Source organism: Bacteroides sp. An269 (genome assembly GCF_002159755.1).
Classification (GTDB): domain Bacteria; phylum Bacteroidota; class Bacteroidia; order Bacteroidales; family Bacteroidaceae; genus Phocaeicola; species Phocaeicola intestinalis.
Genome location: NZ_NFJG01000090.1, coordinates 1 through 19,057, shown reverse-complemented (window position 1 = coordinate 19,057; position 19,057 = coordinate 1). Strand labels below are relative to the sequence as shown.

The 19,057-nt window shown below is 43.7% G+C and carries 13 protein-coding genes; 3 read left to right on the top strand and 10 right to left on the bottom strand.

The annotated features are described in order from the left end of the window. Positions 1-175: 175 nt before the first annotated feature. Positions 176-1,270 carry a tryptophan--tRNA ligase gene (gene trpS, locus B5F71_RS14425; RefSeq protein WP_087211582.1) on the bottom strand — a complete coding sequence of 365 codons (1,095 nt, stop codon included), beginning with the start codon at positions 1,268-1,270 and terminating at the stop codon, positions 176-178. A gap of 197 nt (positions 1,271-1,467) precedes the next feature. Between trpS and carB the strand changes: the two genes are divergently transcribed. Both carB and B5F71_RS14415 read left to right on the top strand, forming a co-directional pair. Next, positions 1,468-4,692, top strand: a complete 3,225-nt coding sequence (carB, locus tag B5F71_RS14420) for a carbamoyl-phosphate synthase (glutamine-hydrolyzing) large subunit (protein ID WP_087211576.1) — start codon at positions 1,468-1,470, stop codon at positions 4,690-4,692. A gap of 126 nt (positions 4,693-4,818) precedes the next feature. Then, a complete protein-coding gene (locus B5F71_RS14415) occupies positions 4,819-5,583 on the top strand; it encodes a YaaA family protein (RefSeq protein WP_087211573.1) in 765 nt (254 codons plus the stop codon). A gap of 95 nt (positions 5,584-5,678) precedes the next feature. Here B5F71_RS14415 and B5F71_RS14410 read toward each other — a convergent pair whose 3' ends face one another. The 7 genes from B5F71_RS14410 to B5F71_RS14380 all read right to left on the bottom strand — a co-directional run bounded on the left by B5F71_RS14410 (position 5,679) and on the right by B5F71_RS14380 (position 15,151). Beyond that, positions 5,679-6,380: a DUF4493 domain-containing protein gene (locus B5F71_RS14410; protein WP_158098105.1), complete on the bottom strand. Its 702-nt coding sequence runs from the start codon at positions 6,378-6,380 to the stop codon at positions 5,679-5,681. Between the two features lies 1 nt (position 6,381). After that, positions 6,382-8,505 carry a DUF4493 domain-containing protein gene (locus tag B5F71_RS14405; RefSeq protein ID WP_087211567.1) on the bottom strand — a complete coding sequence of 708 codons (2,124 nt, stop codon included), beginning with the start codon at positions 8,503-8,505 and terminating at the stop codon, positions 6,382-6,384. Next, on the bottom strand, positions 8,498-10,171 hold the full coding sequence (locus tag B5F71_RS14400; RefSeq protein WP_241148615.1) for a PCMD domain-containing protein: 1,674 nt from the start codon (positions 10,169-10,171) through the stop codon (positions 8,498-8,500). Before B5F71_RS14400 ends, B5F71_RS14405 begins: the two co-directional genes overlap by 8 nt. A 43-nt stretch (positions 10,172-10,214) precedes the next feature. Beyond that, on the bottom strand, positions 10,215-10,967 hold the full coding sequence (locus tag B5F71_RS14395) for a hypothetical protein (RefSeq protein WP_022038798.1): 753 nt from the start codon (positions 10,965-10,967) through the stop codon (positions 10,215-10,217). A gap of 134 nt (positions 10,968-11,101) precedes the next feature. Beyond that, complete coding sequence (locus B5F71_RS14390; protein ID WP_087211564.1) at positions 11,102-12,964, bottom strand: PCMD domain-containing protein; 1,863 nt, start codon at positions 12,962-12,964, stop codon at positions 11,102-11,104. A 26-nt stretch (positions 12,965-12,990) separates the two neighbouring features. Then, complete coding sequence (locus B5F71_RS14385; protein ID WP_087211561.1) at positions 12,991-14,316, bottom strand: DUF4493 domain-containing protein; 1,326 nt, start codon at positions 14,314-14,316, stop codon at positions 12,991-12,993. Between the two features lie 31 nt (positions 14,317-14,347). Then, a complete protein-coding gene (locus B5F71_RS14380; RefSeq protein WP_087211558.1) occupies positions 14,348-15,151 on the bottom strand; it encodes a DUF4493 domain-containing protein in 804 nt (267 codons plus the stop codon). A 632-nt stretch (positions 15,152-15,783) separates the two neighbouring features. On the opposite strand from B5F71_RS14380, the gene B5F71_RS14375 reads away from it, so the two are divergent. Next, on the top strand, positions 15,784-16,635 hold the full coding sequence (locus B5F71_RS14375) for a helix-turn-helix transcriptional regulator (protein ID WP_087211555.1): 852 nt from the start codon (positions 15,784-15,786) through the stop codon (positions 16,633-16,635). Positions 16,636-17,001: 366 nt separating this feature from the next. Here the strand turns inward: B5F71_RS14375 and B5F71_RS14370 are convergent, their stop codons facing one another. Both B5F71_RS14370 and B5F71_RS14365 read right to left on the bottom strand, forming a co-directional pair. Continuing rightward, positions 17,002-18,120, bottom strand: a complete 1,119-nt coding sequence (locus tag B5F71_RS14370; RefSeq protein ID WP_158098104.1) for a PCMD domain-containing protein — start codon at positions 18,118-18,120, stop codon at positions 17,002-17,004. A gap of 83 nt (positions 18,121-18,203) precedes the next feature. Next, entirely contained in the window at positions 18,204-18,713 is a 510-nt protein-coding gene (locus B5F71_RS14365) for a calycin-like domain-containing protein (protein ID WP_087211550.1), read from the bottom strand. Between the last annotated feature and the right edge of the window lie 344 nt (positions 18,714-19,057).

Below are 19,057 nucleotides of genomic sequence, written 5' to 3'. Positions count from 1 at the left end.
AACAGGAGCGGAAAGGACCAAAAAATCGCCCAAAGCACACACGAAAACGGATACATCAAGCCAAGAAAAACTTTTTGGAGAAATTCAAAACAGCTTCTCAAAACAGCTTCTTATTCTCTTAATGGAAAAGAGGCTTATCTACCGTTCCATGGCAAATAAGCCCCTTTCCATATAATTATTCTTGCCCGAACCGCTTGGCTTGCTCAGCTATCAACGCCTCGTCATCGAAATAATTGATTTTCATGGCACGGCGCACCTCATCGAGTGTCTGTGCAGCGGCTTCACGTGCCACCTCACACCCTTTCTTCAGCATGTCGTAAATAGCCGGAATGTCTTTTTCATACGCTTTCCGGCGTTCGCGTATCGGAGCCAGTTCCTCTTGCATGATAGCTGCCAGGAACTTCTTCACTTTCACATCGCCCAGACCGCCACGTGTATAATGCGCTTTCAATTCATCGAGGTTGGCATAATCGGGCAGGTAACGGCCGAAATGTTCCGGACGGCAGAAAGCGTCCAAGTAAGTAAATACGGTATTGCCTTCCAGTTTACCCGGATCGCTCACCTTGATATGGGTAGGGTCGGTGTACATGCTTCTCACTTTCTTTTCTACCTCATCCGCCGAATCGGACAGATAGATGCAGTTGCCCAACGACTTGCTCATCTTTGCCTTCCCGTCCGTTCCCGGCAAGCGCAGGCAAGCGGCATTGTCGGGAAGCAGGATTTCGGGTTCTACCAGCGTCTCGCCATAGATGTAATTGAAGCGGCGCACAATCTCACGTGCCTGTTCCAACATCGGTTCCTGGTCTTCGCCCACAGGTACTGTCGTCGCCTTGAAGGCAGTGATATCCGCCGCCTGGCTGATGGGGTAGGTAAAGAAGCCCACGGGGATGCTGGTCTCGAAATTGCGCATCTGGATTTCGGTCTTCACCGTGGGGTTGCGTTGCAGGCGCGACACCGTGACCAAGTCCATATAATAAAAGGTAAGCTCGCACAATTCCGGTATCTGCGACTGGATGAAAATGGTCGACTTTGAAGGGTCCAAGCCCACAGCCAGATAATCGAGAGCCACCTCAATCACGTTCTGACGCACCTTCTCAGGATTGTCAATGTTATCGGTCAGTGCCTGTCCGTCGGCTTCAAATACAAAGATTTTCTTGTAAAGCCCTGAGTTCTGAAGTTCTACACGACGACGCAAAGAGCCAACATAATGTCCGATATGTAATTTACCGGTAGGACGGTCACCGGTTAAAATAATCTTTTCTTTTTCCATATTGCAATTTCTTATTAAATTATTGGGACAAAGATAATCAAAACCTTTGTTTTCTTCAAAAATAAATTGTTCCTTTGCAAAAAGAGTCCATCCAATTAATAATGAACAATGAATAATTAACAACGGTAGCAGACTACAACCCTCGTTATTCATTATTCACTATTAATTATTAACTCAACATAAATCTATATAATGCCATGAAAAAGGAATTAAAGAAAGTCCTGGTCCTTGGGTCGGGCGCACTCAAGATCGGACAAGCCGGAGAATTCGACTACTCGGGCTCGCAAGCACTGAAAGCCTTACGCGAAGAAGGAATACGTTCGGTGCTCATCAATCCCAACATCGCCACCATCCAGACCTCGGAAGGCATTGCCGACCAAGTATATTTCTTGCCGGTCACTCCGTATTTCGTAACCGAAATCATCAAGAAAGAACGGCCCGACGGCATCCTGCTGGCTTTCGGAGGACAAACCGCCCTGAATTGCGGTACTGAATTGTATACCAACGGAACATTAAAAGAATATGGCGTAGAAGTGCTGGGCACCTCGGTAGATGCCATCATGTACACCGAAGACCGTGATCTTTTCGTTAAGAAGCTGAATGAAATTTCGCTAAAGACCCCTATCAGCCAAGCTGTAGAAAACACGAAAGATGCCATCGAAGCCGCACGCCGCATCGGTTATCCGGTAATGATTCGTTCGGCATACGCGCTGGGAGGCTTGGGAAGCGGTATCTGCCCCACGGAAGAAGCTTTCATCGAGCTGGCAGAAAGTGCTTTCACATTCTCTCCGCAAATCTTGGTAGAGGAATCGCTGAAAGGCTGGAAAGAAATCGAATTTGAGGTTATCCGCGATGCAAATGACCATTGTTTCACCGTAGCAAGCATGGAGAATTTTGACCCACTGGGCATCCACACCGGCGAATCCATCGTAGTTGCCCCCACTTGTTCGCTCAAAGAAGAACAAGTCACCATGCTACAGGAAATATCCAAGCAATGTGTACGCCATCTGGGCATCGTGGGTGAATGTAACATTCAGTTCGCTTTCCATGCCGAAACCAATGATTACCGCATCATCGAGGTGAACGCACGCCTCAGCCGTTCTTCCGCATTGGCATCGAAAGCCACCGGATATCCGCTCGCTTTCGTAGCTGCAAAAATAGCTTTGGGATACAACCTCGATGAAATTGGTGAAATAGGCACGACCAACTCGGCATACGTGGCTCCCTCGCTGGATTATCTCATCTGCAAAATTCCGCGTTGGGACTTGACCAAGTTTGTGGGCGTATCACGCCGTATTGGTTCGAGTATGAAATCGGTAGGCGAAATCATGTCCATCGGACGTTCGTTCGAAGAAATCATCCAAAAGGGATTGCGTATGGTAGGACAGGGCATGCACGGCTTCGTAGGCAACGACCATACCCGCTTTGATAATCTGGACGATGAACTGGCAAACCCCACCGACCTCCGTATCTTCGCTATCGCACAGGCATTGGAAGAAGGCTATACCATCGAACGTATTTACGACCTGACCAAGATAGACCCATGGTTCATCGAACGCCTGAAAAACATCGTTGATTACAAGCACAAGTTACAGACTTACAACACACTGGAAGAACTTCCTGCTGATGTATTGCGTGAGGCAAAACGCCTGGGATTCTCCGATTTCCAAATTGCCCGTTTCGTATTGAAGCCTGCAAACGGAACCATGGAAAAAGAAAATCTTATGGTACGCGACTATCGCAAACAACTGGGTATCCTTCCTGCAGTAAAACGTATCAACACCGTGGCTTCGGAACATCCTGAACTGACTAATTATCTCTATATGACATATGGCACCGAAGGCTATGACATCAATTATTATAAGAACGAAAAATCAGTCATTGTGCTTGGCTCAGGTGCCTATCGCATCGGTTCGTCGGTAGAGTTCGACTGGTGCTCGGTGAATGCCATCCAGACTGCACGCAAACTGGGATACAAATCAATCATGATTAACTATAATCCAGAAACCGTATCGACCGATTATGATATGTGCGACCGCCTGTACTTCGACGAATTATCATTCGAGCGTGTGCTGGATGTCATCGATCTGGAACAGCCCCGCGGTGTCATCGTGTCGGTAGGCGGACAAATCCCGAACAACCTTGCCATGAAGCTTTACCGCCAGTCGGTACCCATCCTCGGTACTTCACCCATCTCCATCGACCGTGCCGAAAACCGCAACAAGTTCTCAGCGATGCTCGACCAACTAGGTATCGACCAGCCCGCCTGGCAGGAACTGACCAGCCTGGAAGACGTAGAGAAATTCGTGGAAAAAGTAGGCTATCCTGTTCTGGTGCGCCCATCGTACGTATTAAGCGGTGCTGCAATGAACGTATGCTACGATGAAGAAGAATTGAAGCGTTACCTCCAAATGGCAAGTGAGGTTTCAAAGCAATACCCTGTAGTGGTATCCCAATTCATGCAGGAAACCAAGGAAATCGAATTCGATGCCGTGGCACAAAACGGCGAAATTGTAGAATATGCCATCTCTGAGCACATCGAATATGCCGGTGTACACTCGGGTGATGCCACTTTGGTCTTCCCCGCACAGCAGATATACTTCTCGACAGCTCGCCAAATCAAGAAAATCAGCCGGCGCATCGCACAAGAGCTGAATATCTCCGGTCCGTTCAATATCCAGTATCTGGCACGCAAAAACGAAGTAAAGGTTATCGAATGTAACTTGCGTGCTTCACGCAGCTTCCCCTTCGTATCGAAAGTATTGAAACGCAACTTCATCGAAACAGCCACACGCATCATGCTCGATGCTCCCTACACCCGTCCCGACAAGTCGGCATTCGACATCGACTGGATAGGCGTAAAAGCTTCCCAGTTCTCGTTTGCGCGTCTGCAGAATGCCGACCCGGTATTAGGAGTAGACATGTCATCTACCGGAGAAGTAGGCTGCCTGGGTGATGATTTCGACGAAGCCCTGCTGAATGCAATGATAGCCACCGGATACAAGATACCGAAAAAATCCATCCTGCTTTCTTCGGGTGCCACAAAATCAAAAGTCGACCTGTTGGATGCCAGCCACGAACTGAGCAAGAACGGCTACCACATCTATGCCACAGCTGGTACAGCCACGTTCCTCAATTCACACGGCATTCCTACCACTCCGGTATTCTGGCCCGATGAACGTCCACATGCCGAAAACAACGTAATGAAGATGATTGCCGGTCATAAGTTTGACCTGATTGTAAACATTCCGAAAAATCACACCAAACGTGAACTGACCAACGGATACCGTATCCGCCGGGGTGCCATCGACCATAACATCCCGCTTATTACCAATGCCCGCCTGGCAAAAGCCTTTATCGAAGCTTTCTGTCAGATGAAGCAGGAAGACATCAAGATAAAGAGTTGGCAAGAATACAAATAATAAATAAATGAAGAATGAGGAATGAAGAATCAGTGGATGTTTACTTACGTATTCTTAATTCTTCATTCTTCATTCTTAATTCTTAATTCTTCATTTTTCATTCTTCATTCTTCATTAAAATAAAATATGCTGCTGTTTATTTCCTGTGCCAAAACCATGACCGAACGTCACCCCCGGGTCACCTTACCTTTTACCACCTTACCCTACTTCGAAAGCGAAGCCCGGGCAAACGCTATGGAAATGAATCAATTCAGTGCCGATGATTTAGGCAAACTGCTCCATATCAATACCAAGCTGGCTGCCGAGAACTACCTGCGCTATCAGAACTTCTTTTCACCCGACACACCTTCACTTCCCGCCTTGCTGGCATATACAGGTATGGTATTCAAGCACATTAATGGCTCATCATTTACGCTCGATGATTTCACTTATGCACAAGAGCATCTGCTTATCACTTCCTTTTTGTACGGTTTGTTGCGTCCGCTCGACCTGATTCATTCCTACCGTCTCGAAGGCAACGTATGCCTGCCTAAACACGATTGCACAATGTTTGATTACTGGAAACCCATACTGACCAGCTGGTTTATCGAAGCCATCCGTAAGCAGGGAGGCATACTTGTCAATCTTGCCAGTGCAGAAATGAAAGACCTGTTTCATTGGGAACGCATCACCGAAGCCGTGCACGTCATTACCCCTGATTTTTGGGTACAAAAAGAGGGAAAACTCAAAAGCATTACCGTCTACGCCAAAATGTGTCGCGGAGAAATGACACGCTTTCTCTTAAAAAATCGGATAGAAGCCCCCGAACAAATCAAGACATTCAAATGGGAAGGCTTTACCTACCGCCCTGAAGCCAGTACTCCCAACCATCCGGTCTTTGTACTAGAATAATTGTCGAGGACACGGTCTGTACTGATATCAGAAAGAGAATATAATCTGGTAAAAGTCCGCAACCGGCCTATAAAGACCGGTCGATTACGGACAGATTATTCAGTTATATTGAGCGATTGAGTTTCCATTTCGTACGAAACGGTATAAATCGTGCCGGAAGCGATTGGCTTGTCTGCTTCCTCCCCATAAGAGCCTGTATCTGTTAGAGGCTCACCATCTTTATTGGTTGCAGTTAATGTATAGCTGAATATTTTTTCTTCCTGATAGGGGAAGTAAGCGGTTTCACCGGACTGCAAAGCGACTGTTCTGCCACCCACTGTTACACTCAACGTACAGGAAGGGAAAACTTCTTTATATTCTTCGGGAAACTGAAACGATACGCCGAAGTTTGTCATCGGGACTTCTACCTTGACTTGGGTAGTCTGCTCGGTCAAGATTTCAAACTTCTTTTCCGCATAATAAACAGGTGTACCCTTATCCTCATTCGTCCACTCGCTTTCCTTTCCATAGTCGCTGCTATATACTTTAAGGGAATACCCCGTACCGGCTTCCAATTCGATTTTGTTTGCCAACTCGGTTTCGGTCAAAGTCTGAACGGTTTCTTCATCCTTGAGGATTTCAATCGTTAACGGTTCTTCATCGGCACGCGAAGAAACTACATGTACTTGGGTTGTTGCTACCGATAGTTCGGATATAGAAAGATAGCCGTAGCCTGTTTCTGCATTGGGCAGCTCTTCCTGTTGGCAGCTTGCCAAGAGGAAGATTCCTAATAATAGGTATAGTAGGTTTTGTTTCATATTACTTATCATATACTAATTCTACATCGTCAATATAAAGTTCACTACCTCGATGAGATGGCTCGGCACTGTTACTTCCCATCAAACTCCAAGTTTCATAATCTTTCACATCTGAATTAAAACCTGACTTAAAAACAATAACTAAAGTTTCAGGTTCTAATTCTTTATACTCATCCACATAATCAATATCCAATGTTATTTCTTTAAAAGAGCTAACAGAACTTGTTTCATTCAAACTGGCAGATCCTAAGATCTCTCCATTTATACCTTTCAGTTGAATGTAAATATCACTTGAATCCCCATTGTATGGAGTGTACTTATAATAAAATCGCAAACCTGTCGGACGAGATTTATGTACGATTCCATAATTTTTTGTTGCGGTATCTTCACTATGATTTACATTGGTCAATGTTCCTAAAAATAATTCACTCGGAGTTATTATTTCAGGACCACTAGTCCCTCCATAACCATATCCCATTGTCATTATCCAAGCAGAAGCAGAACCGTTACTTCCTTCTCGAGCAGTAGCAGGACGTGTTCCTGAACGACTATTGAAAGCAGTATTTCCCCATATAAAAGCATGTGTATCATCGCAAGTTAACTCATTCAATGTACACCAACCACTCCATGAATATACAGCACCATATTGAGAACCATTACTATCGTTTCCTTTCGTTATTGTTCCACCTTCCAATCCACCATTCTCCAACTCTATCACTGGATAAGTTGTTACCTCAACCTCTTCCGTGTAATGATCTCCATATTTTCCACGTACTTTATAAGCTGTTTTTGGAGTCAATTCCGTAATTATACTATCCAATGAACTTGTCCATTCTCCATCAACCGTTCGATATTCATATGTCAGTCCTTTACTAATCACAGAAACATTACCATGTGTTACCTGACTATTTGCCGTAAATTGTCTTGTCCAAGTGTTACCCGGATAAACAACCAAATTAAACTCTGGCGCACTTGTCTGAATTGTATAAACCTGTTCACCTTCTAAAGTACGGTTATTAGCCTTTACTTCATCCAATGTTATAACATTCGATAAAACCTCTCCAGTTGTGCTACCTGTTAATTTAGCCGTCAATCCTGTAAAATCTAACGATGCTTCCTTGAAACCAATCACAGGCAATATGATACCAGCATTCGTTAAAGCCGTTCTGTCCTCTTCCGATAATTCGGACAACGTATAAGTTTTATTTAATGACTGATATGTTTCATCCGCCAGATTTAACGTAAACTTCAACTCCTGCAAAGCTGAAGAAAGATTAAAATTAAATTTAGCAGTCGGTGTTTCTGTTTCATACATAGATAATGTATTGTCTGTAAACCCTTCCGCTGTCACTTTCGGTTTCGGCAACCATTCCATAGGAATCGTTTCAGATACAGTTACTTCTTTTACTTCCACTTTGGTGATTTCTATCTTCACGCCCGGCTCTACCGCACCTATTTTCAGCGTAATGACACAATGTGCTCCGGCTGCAAATGTAGCCGGGTCTGAAAACTTGTCATCGGTCAAAGTCTGCACCACTTCTTCTCCACCGTCCTTAAGAATCCCTCTAAATTCAAATGTCGGTGTAGACCCTGCACGATAGTAAGCACTTTTGACACCGTCAATCAGTGCGCTATCTCCTGCCACCAAGACATTCAGTTCGCATTTCGAAAACTGGTCTTCAAACTTTAAAGCACCTCCATCGCTGAACACTACCGAAGCCAACGCATTCGCAACCTTACATTTTACGTTTACAGTCTTCGATTCTCCGTCTGCCAACTCCGCTTCGGCAGTCCCTTTATAATAAGGAGCATCCACAGCCAAGAGTTGATTCTCACCGTGCGTTGCCTCTATCGCATACGTCCCGGCAGATGCCGGAATCAATTTGTTTGTGTACGAACCGTTGTACAGTTCGCTTCCTGTTACCTGATTCGTTATCTTCAAATTGAATTGCGAAGCCACAGGCTCGCCCAACTCCTCAGGCGTACTGCGCGACTCCACCTTTACATCTTCCGCCAACGATACAAGAAACCCCGTCTTGCCTGTTTGCGACAGGTTTTCTTCCTCACTGCATGCTACAAAAAGCACGCCCAGCAATGTTGCCACTAAAAACCTTACCTTATTCATATACCAATTCCATTTCGTCTAACCAAAGTGTACTGCCTACTCCTCCTATAAAATAATCACCATATTTACTTGCCGAAGCTACGATAACAATGTAACGGGGCGTGCGGTTATTCGCACGATATTCCAGCGGAATGGTAATCTGCTGGTACGATGAAGTTGTTTGCGCCGAGATAAATTCTCCATATGCGATGATGTTCGCATCGTTTTTATCAAACATCTGCCGCTTCGATGGAGCAGTACGTATTTCATAAGGCTCCGATTTATCGGACAAAGCAATATAAACATGACACGAATCCGGACGTCCACGCAGGTTTTCCAACTCTCCTACACTATTCCCTATTTTATTAATTGTAGTTGACGTATACTTATAATAAAAACGCAATGCCGTAGGGAATGTGGTAAAAGGTTGCCCGAAATGTAAAATACCATTCGTACCGTCCAGCGCAAAATCACCCGTAAAGATATTGCCAGCCCCTAACTTGATAACAGCATCTTTTGATTCCAACAAAGCTGCCTGCCCGGATACTGCATCCGAAGTAGGAGTTGTCAGATTACTAAGAAATTGAGCAGCACCCGGATTCCCACTTCCCCAAAAACTACTGCCTGAGACATTGGGAATATATACTTTCCCATCCATATACCAATTTTCGAACCCTCCGTTTTCCAACGGAGTAGCAGGGGCAGTGGTAAACGATTGTTCTGCTCCTGCTACTCCGTCGACACTTACTCGATATTGGTACGTCGTGCTTGCTTGCAGCCCACTGAAAGAGGCCAAAAACGAAGTTCCGCTTACAGACACTGCCGATGAAGACAATTCCGTCCACGTGCTTTCACTTTGCGTTTTATATTCTACCACTGGTGTCTTCCCATTTTGAATACTGCCGTTCAGCGAAGCGGTAGTGACACGGGCAAACACATCACCCGTTGCCGCTCCGCTACTTTCCTGATGATAGACATATACCCGCCAGCGATAGGACACTTCTTCCCAACCGTATGTAGCATAAAAATCCACGGGGGAAGAAAAGTCGAAAGTATCAAACTCCGTAGGATCGGGAGCAACCGTTCCATGTGCACCTGCCAAATTAAACGAAGTCACCTTAATGGCATTCAACGGCTGTTCGGAATCTACATAAATAATGACCGTCCGTGTATTGGTGTCAATAATCGGATTGCCAATCTGATTTTGCAGCATAATCTGACGGTCGATAATCTGCTCCACCGTCACCGTCCAATCGTAATCCTGATATGTACGCAAAGTGAAATGCACAGGTTGAGTAAAATCCATGCGTGTATCCATCGACAAGGGCAGGTCATCAAGTGAAGCAAAGCCTGAACGTGGAAAACGAGCATAATCCTGGCAAGCAGCAGAGTCGGGAATCAGCTCTGCCTCATTAGAAACCGTCAGACGGGTAATACGCAACTCGCTAAGATCTACTGAATCGTCTACATACAGCGTCACCGTACGGTTCTGTTCGCTGATAGTTGCCTGCACGTTTCCGCCATCCTCTCCGGCACGCTGTCCTTCCACTTCCAAAGCCGTGATGTTGCCATACACAATGGGATAAGGGATATCATTATCTATCTTGCAAGAGGAAAGGAAAAGCACACCTAACGCCATACATCGTAACAGAACGGCGAAAGTCCATTGACCAATTGATTTTCTCATACAATACAAAAATTCTTCATTCATCATTCTTCATTCATCATTTTTAGAGATAGAACGTCATGCCGATGTTGATGGAAAACAGGTTTATCTTAAAGTTTCCCGAACTGGTCCGGCGCTTTCCTGTTTCCACTTGATTCGTATTCTGGTCTTGCCACTTGAAGTCAAATCCCATGATGTCCATCGACACTTCAACCGCTGCCCAGTCGGTCACAAAAGCAGTCATGCCCGGCGCAATGCCTATCTGCAAGTGGTTGGCGGTCTGGTAAGTTCCATCGTATTCTGTCCCCGAACCCGTAGAGTTCTTTCCCTCACTATATCCGTAAGTAAGACGCACTTCATTGAACAGACCGAAAATCTTACTTTTCCCTATCGGCATATAAGTACGCAAAAAGCCTGATACCTCATATTTGTGTTGCAGGTAGTACAGGTCGCTCAGACTGATGTTCAAGTCATCTCCCAAATTAAGGTCAAAATTGGGCATATCCAGATAAGCACGGTCGTAAGTGAAGCGGAAACCTGCCGCCATGTTGTTGGCAAAAAAATAGCCGAAGTAGGGACTGACTTTGAAACTGTATCCCTCCCCTTGCACGTCTTTCAAGACCAAAAAGTTCAAATTATCTTCCTCATGCTCGGAATACGAAATGCTTCCTCCTGCCATCCATTGTCCTTTGGGTATGAATACCGATTCCTGCACACCCCGGTCGATGCGCTTGAACTTCCGTCTTTCTTTCTGTGCTCCTGCCGTAAGCGTCACGCCTACCAAAAGCACAATGGCTAAAAGTAATCTTTTTGTCATGTAAAAGGTTATTTCGATGTATAAATGCTTAGACACTACAAATGTCATTCTGAACGAAGTGAAGAATCTCGCGTACATCCACATCAAGTGGCAGAGATCCTTCGCTACGCTCAGGATGACATTACTAAGCTATCTTATTTATTTTTCCAAATAGAAGGTGTTCCTTCGTAGACAAGGCTGAAATCGTCTACATAGAGGGTACTGCCTTTACCACCCGTGAAATAATCACCGTATTTGCTGGAACTGCATACGATTATCAAATGCGTAGGCTGTTCACCAAATTGACTTTCTTTATATTGCAACGGTATATTGAATTCCTTCCATTCACCATTTGTATTAACACATTGGTCAACAGGTAGTTCTCCGTACGCAATAAACTGATCATTATTCCAAATATTTTGGGCTGTAAGAAGAGTCTCTGTTTTCGTATTGTCTACTTGATATGTCCCTTTTGACAGAATAATGAAAATAGAGCACAAATCCATATCACCTTTACTTACTGTATTTGCAGGTTGATTACCGCCAACATAATCTATTGCTACCGGTTTATATTGATACCATCCTTTGAAGGCAATAGGACGAGAAGTAAATGGTTGACCAAAATCAATTTTAGCTCCATTTATCCCTACCAAACCATTAAATCTACCATAATAGAGACTGGCGGCAGCCAATTTAATGAAAGCGTATTGAGTTTCCAATTTAGCTGCAGAATTACCTCCATACTTCACATCTGTGCTTTGAGTAGTCGGATTAATTCCAAAATTACCAGAACCCGGATTACTGCTATCCCACATATAATTACCACCGTTATAATCAGTCTCTGTTGCTGCATACCAAACACTTCCTGATTTATACCAATTTTCAAAGCCGGCATTCTGCAGTTGTTCTTGTGTAGCTTCTCCTCCCGTTGGAGCTTCTGCTGTTTTAATCGATTTTGCACCTTGAATCTCAACTCCATCTACATTTACCAAACGATATTCATATTCAGTATCTGCGGTCAATCCCGATATAAATGCCGTATAGATGCCATCCTTTTCCGTTGTTTTCACGTCAATCCAACCTTCATCATCCGCTTCCGAAGCTCTTGACTGAGAAGAAACAGCTTCACGATATTGAAACTTAATGCCTTCTGTGCTAACTCCGGTTCCGAATGTCAGGTTCTCTGCTTTTAAATAAACAAGATTATCCCATACACCCGTAGTTGTAGTCGCTCCAGTAGTTGGTTTAGTCGATACATTGAAGGTATACGAATATTCGTGCGTAGTAGGATCCACAGTAACCGAAATGCCGCTTTCGCCTGTACCCGACTCCTTAATATTTAAGATGAAATGATCGCGGGCTTTCACTGGATTACCCTCCGCATCGGTCAACTCCTTACGCATCGAGTTCGAAACACCTTCATTGTTCACCACGGTAATATTCGCGAACAACCTTGATACCGGAAAATAGGCCGAACGGGTTTCCGTAGACTCAAAAGACAAGCTGTAAGTAGGCGATGCACCGTTAGAAACGGCATCATCGTCAACAGTTGCCGCAACAGAACGTACTTTTGTAAGCAATGCCTTATCAAAGTTCACGGTCACTTTCACATTTGCCAGCGTACACGTAATGGTTTCATTAACCTCCTTATCCGCTGCAATCGTCACTTCCTTGCTGCCTGTATAATAAGGAATATTAAAACCGGCAGCCTGTCCGTCCCATCCATTGGAAGAAGCCTTAATGGTGTACGTACCTACAGGCAGTTCAATGGATTTATTTTGCCACAATTTCCAGTCTTCAGTCTCTTCTACTGTCTCGCCCTCTGCGTTTACAATCTGCACAGCGATTTGTTCGGGTTTATAGCCCTCGGGCACATCTGCACGCGAGTTGGTACTCATGTCTTCGTTTACAGTCAAGCGAAGATACCCCGTTGCCCCTCCTGTCAAGTTTTCTTCTTGCTGGCAAGCAAAGAAGAAGAGGGTGCTTGCGATTAATAAAATAGTATATATGCGTTTCATTGTTTATTCATTCCTTTGTTTACGGATTACTCTGTTATAGAAATATTTAAAGTCCCTTCAGCAGACAAACTAGCCTCATCTATGACCTTAACAGTAAACTCATGATTTCCTGTAAAATTAGTCAGCATTCCACCCAACGTCTCATTTAAAGTAAATGTATATGAATCCGCACCAGAAGTAGGCGGTGGAAATAGTCCTGCTAACGTAGTATTGGTAATCAAAGATGCACCTGCTGTCAAACCAAATTCTTTACTAGCTAGCATACTCTTAAACACAAGATTATCAGAATCCGCAGTTACTATAACATCCTCAATTCCATTTGGAACTTCCATTTCAATAGTCAAAACCGGGAAAGTTCCATCTGTAGATTTGTTAAAATTTAAAGTTTTCGTCAAATATTCACCACTCAAAGTCGGAGCAGGACCTATCTCCGGTTCTTCCGGCTCTTCCTCTTCTCCACCAGTCCCTGGTTCTTCCGGTTCTTCAGAACTACCTTCACCCGGCTTAACCGTTACCGGCACATCTTCTGAATCTTCATCAAACGAAACACTTGCATTAATCGTAATTCCGCTACCTTGGATACCTGTCGGATCTTCTGAAGTATTTTCTTCCATTTGGATAGTCAACGCATCGCTGCCTGCCCAATTGCTGCCCTCAGGTTTAGACAAGAGACGCGATTCGGTGACCTCCTGCCCTCCGCCCATCGGCGTAGCGGTAATAGCGACCTTGATTTCTGTAACATTCTCTGCTACCATCCAATAAACTGCAGCCGGATTCTTGTCTGTTTCGTCAAAATTCAAGATATTGTCACTACCATCGTTTATCGTAATGTCCCACGATTCAAACTTCGCCAAGAAATTTGCTGTATAAGTAAGCTGAATCTTCATGTTCTTCATGGTACACTTCACCTCGGCAGAAGATTCCACTCCCGCAGTAATCTTAATAGGTGTCGTACCCTCATAATAAGGAGTAGCCATCTGCGGCTCCAGTTCAGCATTGGAATGCGCCGTTACGGTATATTCGCCTATGGGCAGTTCCACCTTGCCCCCGTTTTCCGCCTTCAAGGCTGCATAGCTTTCGTATTCCTTGGAGTAAGAAGGGTCGGTCACACCAGTAATGGTTACCGGGAAATCATCGGCACTGACTGCTACACCTACATTTTCACCATCATCGTTTGCATTATCCGCACGCGAAACCACACTGTTTTGCGAAGCGTTGACCGCTACACCCAAGTTCAGGTATCCCACTTCGGAAGTCCCCGCACCGCTGCCTTTCAGTTCATCTTTCATCTCGCACGATACGAGACCGGCACAAAGCAGCAGACATGCCGTTATTGTATTGAATAATTTCATACGTTGTTCTGTTTTAAAGTTTGTTTATCTATTAAAGCCAATCCGAAGGGATTTCGATATCGATAGGAATATCATTTACCGAATTGTCTATCTCAATAGTAATACCCACATTTCCAGTCGCTTCTTCCACTACTGGAGCAATGTTCAGCTTCCATGCCTTGGCAGCACTGATATCGTGTGTCCTTACAATATCACTGGCAGTTTTTCCTTCTTTATCTACCAGCTTAATGGTAGCAGTAAGTTTTTCTGAACTTGTGACCGCCATATAGACGGGGTCGGCATTATCCTTTTTCCATGTATAATTACCTTCACCCAAAGCATCAGTTCCGGTAAACACCACATAATAATCATTGAAATAATCTGCCATCTTGGCATCAAAATTCACCGTTACCCGTGCACACTGTGGGGTGCAGTTCACCGTGGCAGTCGCCGTTTGGTCACTGTTCACATTAAAGCCAGCACTTCCTTCCACATACATTCCTTTCGTGGTAGCAGCAAGCCCCTTGTAGTCTTCGCCGGTAAAAGCGAGCACCGTATAACTTCCGTTATCCAATTCTATCAAATCTTGTGGAATAGTCGTACCTGTCCATTCACAACCTTCTACTACATTCCCGTCTTTCAGAATCTGTACGGTATAGTTAGCCAAATTGTTGTAATCCGATTCGGTAATAGCCCGCGACTGGAACTCTGTCCCTACATTCAGCGAAAGCTTCACCAAGCCTTTACCTTCTGCTGCGCCCTGCACCACCTCCTCATCTGAAGAGCAGGATGCAACAGATGCACCCATCACTAACAGCGCACAAAACATTACTACATACTTTTTCATCTTTCTCATGTTAAAATTGTTGTTGTTCGAGTTTTAAGTATTTAAGTTTGAGTTTCCCCAATTGTTCTTTTTTTTAGCCTTTTGGCCTTTTCTTCAATAATTACGATGCTCTACTACTTTACTTAATTTTAAGCTTGTTAGCCTTTCATCCGTTTTTGTTTTTTAAGTTTCCGGTAACCCACCAACGTACAAATATTGTATTTTCTTCACCATAACCGGAATATAAACCATAGAGCATCATTCATATTGTCCTTTTCTTAGGATCCGGTAAACACATTCATTCCCGACTCCAAACATACGGAATCCCCGTTTACTCTTTGTATTGTTATTTTTTTTCGTCTGCAAAATTGCAATCTTTCACAAAAACTCACAATATCTATTTTTATTATTTTTGTTCTATTTTTATTATCTGGTATTTTTTTGTCTATTGATCAACTGAACGCAAAGACACAAAACGCTTCACCACCTTGCCTGTACGGAATCGCCGCAATTGACCGAGACTCTGTGTCCTTCGTGACAACAATCGTCCGGTACAGACATTACGTGTGTCTCAATTGTTAATTTGAAAAAATCTTTTATACCTGATAATGACGGATTTCAAGATTAAAAAGTAACTTTGCCACCAAACACCAATCAATAGCATGGAAACAAACGAAAAAGAATTGCCTAAGATAGACCTGCCCGAAGACTGGGTGATAGGTACTGACATCAACAAAGACCTGCTGAGCCTGTATGCATATTATCCCGTAAGGCTGAAATGTGAAATGTTTGTAATGTGCCTTGCTGGAGAAGTGGAAGCCATGGTCAACCTGAACGAAATACAAGTGCGGCCCAACGATGTCATTACACTGATGCCAGGCACCATCTTCCAGATAAACGAAGTACGAGGTGACCTGAAAATCTATTTTCTAGGATTTTCTTCGGGATTTATCGAACGGAGCGGACAGTCGCGTTCCATGCTGGACGCTATCTTCCTTACGTTAGGGCGGCCAGTTATCCCACTAAAATCCGAAGGAGCACTCATGATGGAAAAATACCTGCAGATGTTGATAGGTATGTACGAACAATTCAACGAAAAAATACGCCAGGAAATAGCCCCCAACCTATATGCTGACGTTCATACGGGTATCTCCATCATCTACAAAAGCCGGCATTATGACAAGATTTCCTTGTCGAAAAGCGAACTGATATGCCGCAGCTTCATGCAACTGGTCACCCAACACTACAACCAGACGCGCAACGTAAGCTGGTATGCACAAAAACTGGGTATTACGCATGCACATCTGTGCGCCGTAGTAAAACAGATAACGGGCAAGACATGCATTGATGTCATTGCATCGATGGTTATTATGGATGCCAAGTCACAACTGAAATCGACCAACCTCACCATACAGGCAATCTCCGACTCGCTGAACTTTGCCAACATCTCGTTCTTCGGCAAATATTTTAAACGCTATGTGGGTATCAGTCCGCTGGAATACAGGAAGCTTTAAGAAATTATCCTCAATGGCAAAGCCTCTACCACACTTGGGAACATCACGTAAAAATGATTTCAGGTATGCCTATGGACAATAATTGCCCAATACGCATGTCCGCAACCAGCCAGTCCAGCTAGGGTTGAAAACGCAGTAGCACTGCATTCGCTGATGAAGATATACTTCAACTGCTGATGAAGATATCTTCAACCGCCGATGAAGTATATATTCAACCGCGCATGCAGTATATATTCATTTTTAAGGAGTATGTATTGGCTGTTGGCAAACATGCATTTTGACAAAAAACAAATCATCCTGAAACCAGCAATTTACTTTCCGATTTCAGGATGATTTGTTTTTTGTCAATATCAGATGTATACAGATTTATTCTGTTACAGCTTCATTTTCTATCGTTACATCATCAATATACAATGTACTTCCTACAGCCGCATTATAAGCCGCACCGTCTGCACTTGCCGAGAAGATAACGGCAAACTTGTATGTCTTGCTGGCATCATAGTCCTTTACATATTCCAAATTCAGTTCGAACGGAGTATATTCAGCTACAGTTTCTCCAGAACTGAAAGAAGCCATTGCCACAATCTTGTCTGATGTATAGATGGTACTTCCATTCAACGTTTCATCTTCACTTTCCACTTCATACAAAACAGCACTGATGGCGCAAGCATCTTTCTGGTCTGCCTGCAATTCCCCTGCAGCATTATAAAACTCTGCACCCGGAGTGTACTTATAATAACCTGATACTTTCACAGGCTTTTTATCATAAAGAATACCAAATTCAGTCGTTGCCATCGGGTCAGTCATAGCAGCAAATGCATTAAATGTACCCAAGAACATCGATCCGGCAGTCACCTTCGGTATGGTTTGTCCAAAAATATTTCCACCTTGCGTATCAACCGATTCCAGCATAGCAGCTGTACTTCCCGAATGAGCATCCGTGGTCTGACGTACCGGATATTCACCCGTATAAGTAATGCCCCCCAAACTACCTAAGTTCTTTATCAAGGCTACGGCATCGTTACAAGTAGCCCAACCTTCGGGATTTACCACTTCGGGAGACATAGCACCTTCGGGAGTAGCCCATGTTTCGAAATCGTACTGGATAAGGCTACCCATATTGCAAGAAACAGTATAAGTCTTAGAAGTACCATCTTCGGCTACTACAGTAAATGTAGCCGAGCCACTTGCAAAGCTTACAGCCGAACCGCTTGCCGGAGTTACCGTAGCACCGGCTGAAACTTCAATAGTCGGAACCAAAGCACTTACATCACCATCTTCTTCTGCCTTGAAAGTAATAGTAGCATTTGCCTCATCTATTACCGGTTGAGAAAGTACTGCAGCATTGGCAGCTACCGTTGTGTCAAAAGTAAACGATGTTATATTCGCTTCACTGCTTCTTATTACATCATCCTCATCACATGATGTAAACAACGATGCAATACATACTGCAACAAACAAGTAAAAAAACAAATATTTTCTCATTTCCATCAAAATTGAATCACCAATAAAAAAGCACGGAAAGCGAGAAACCTCTCCTCACACCCGTACTCCAAAAATTTTCATTTTCAATTGGCAGCTTTTGTACCTTCGTAAGTCACCTCCACTGTATAAGAAACAGGATTTCCCAACAACGATACATTGTCTATGTTTAAATCAAGATTCAATTTCCCATTCTCAAAAGTACCCGTAGCATCAATATCAGCTTCAAGCATCCCCGCTACAGCCAAATTGGAAGTAGCTGTGAAATTATAGGTATTATCACCTGCGCTCGTCAATTGACAATTTTCCAAGGCAATATTGCCTATAGGCATTTCCATAAATGTAAAGTCTGTAATCTGCAAATCTACTGCATTGTCTCCTGCTTTCGCAACCGATATGGTCTGTGAAATAGCATCCCCCGTAGGAACAGAAACCCCATCTGTAACCAAAGCAATACTCAAATTACCTTGATAATCACCAATGACAGAATCCGCCGCAGAAACAGTTTCTACCGGATCGTCATCATCACTACACGAAGTGAAGAAAGGCATCGTGCAAAGCACGGCAAACACATAAAAAAACAAATTCTTTTTCATTTCTTTCTAATTAAAGTTTAGTTAATCAACAAATATCTTATACGAGTTGTTGTAAATCAAGCGCAAAAATGGGACAAATTCCCAATATATACAAGGTCTATTTATATAATCTTTGTCCCATTTTTAAAAGGATATCATAAATAAGCCAAAAATCAGCCTATTAATCGGCACAAATTTCAGATTCGGATAAAAACCTGTTTAGAAACCGTTTTGAATTTCTCTCATAACATAATGTTATAAGTAAGAAGCTGTTTTGAATTTATCGTGCGATGATTTGGGATGAGTTTTTGAGGCATTTTCGCTTCTGTGATGAGGAAGATAGCGGGCTATCTGACGAAGAACAG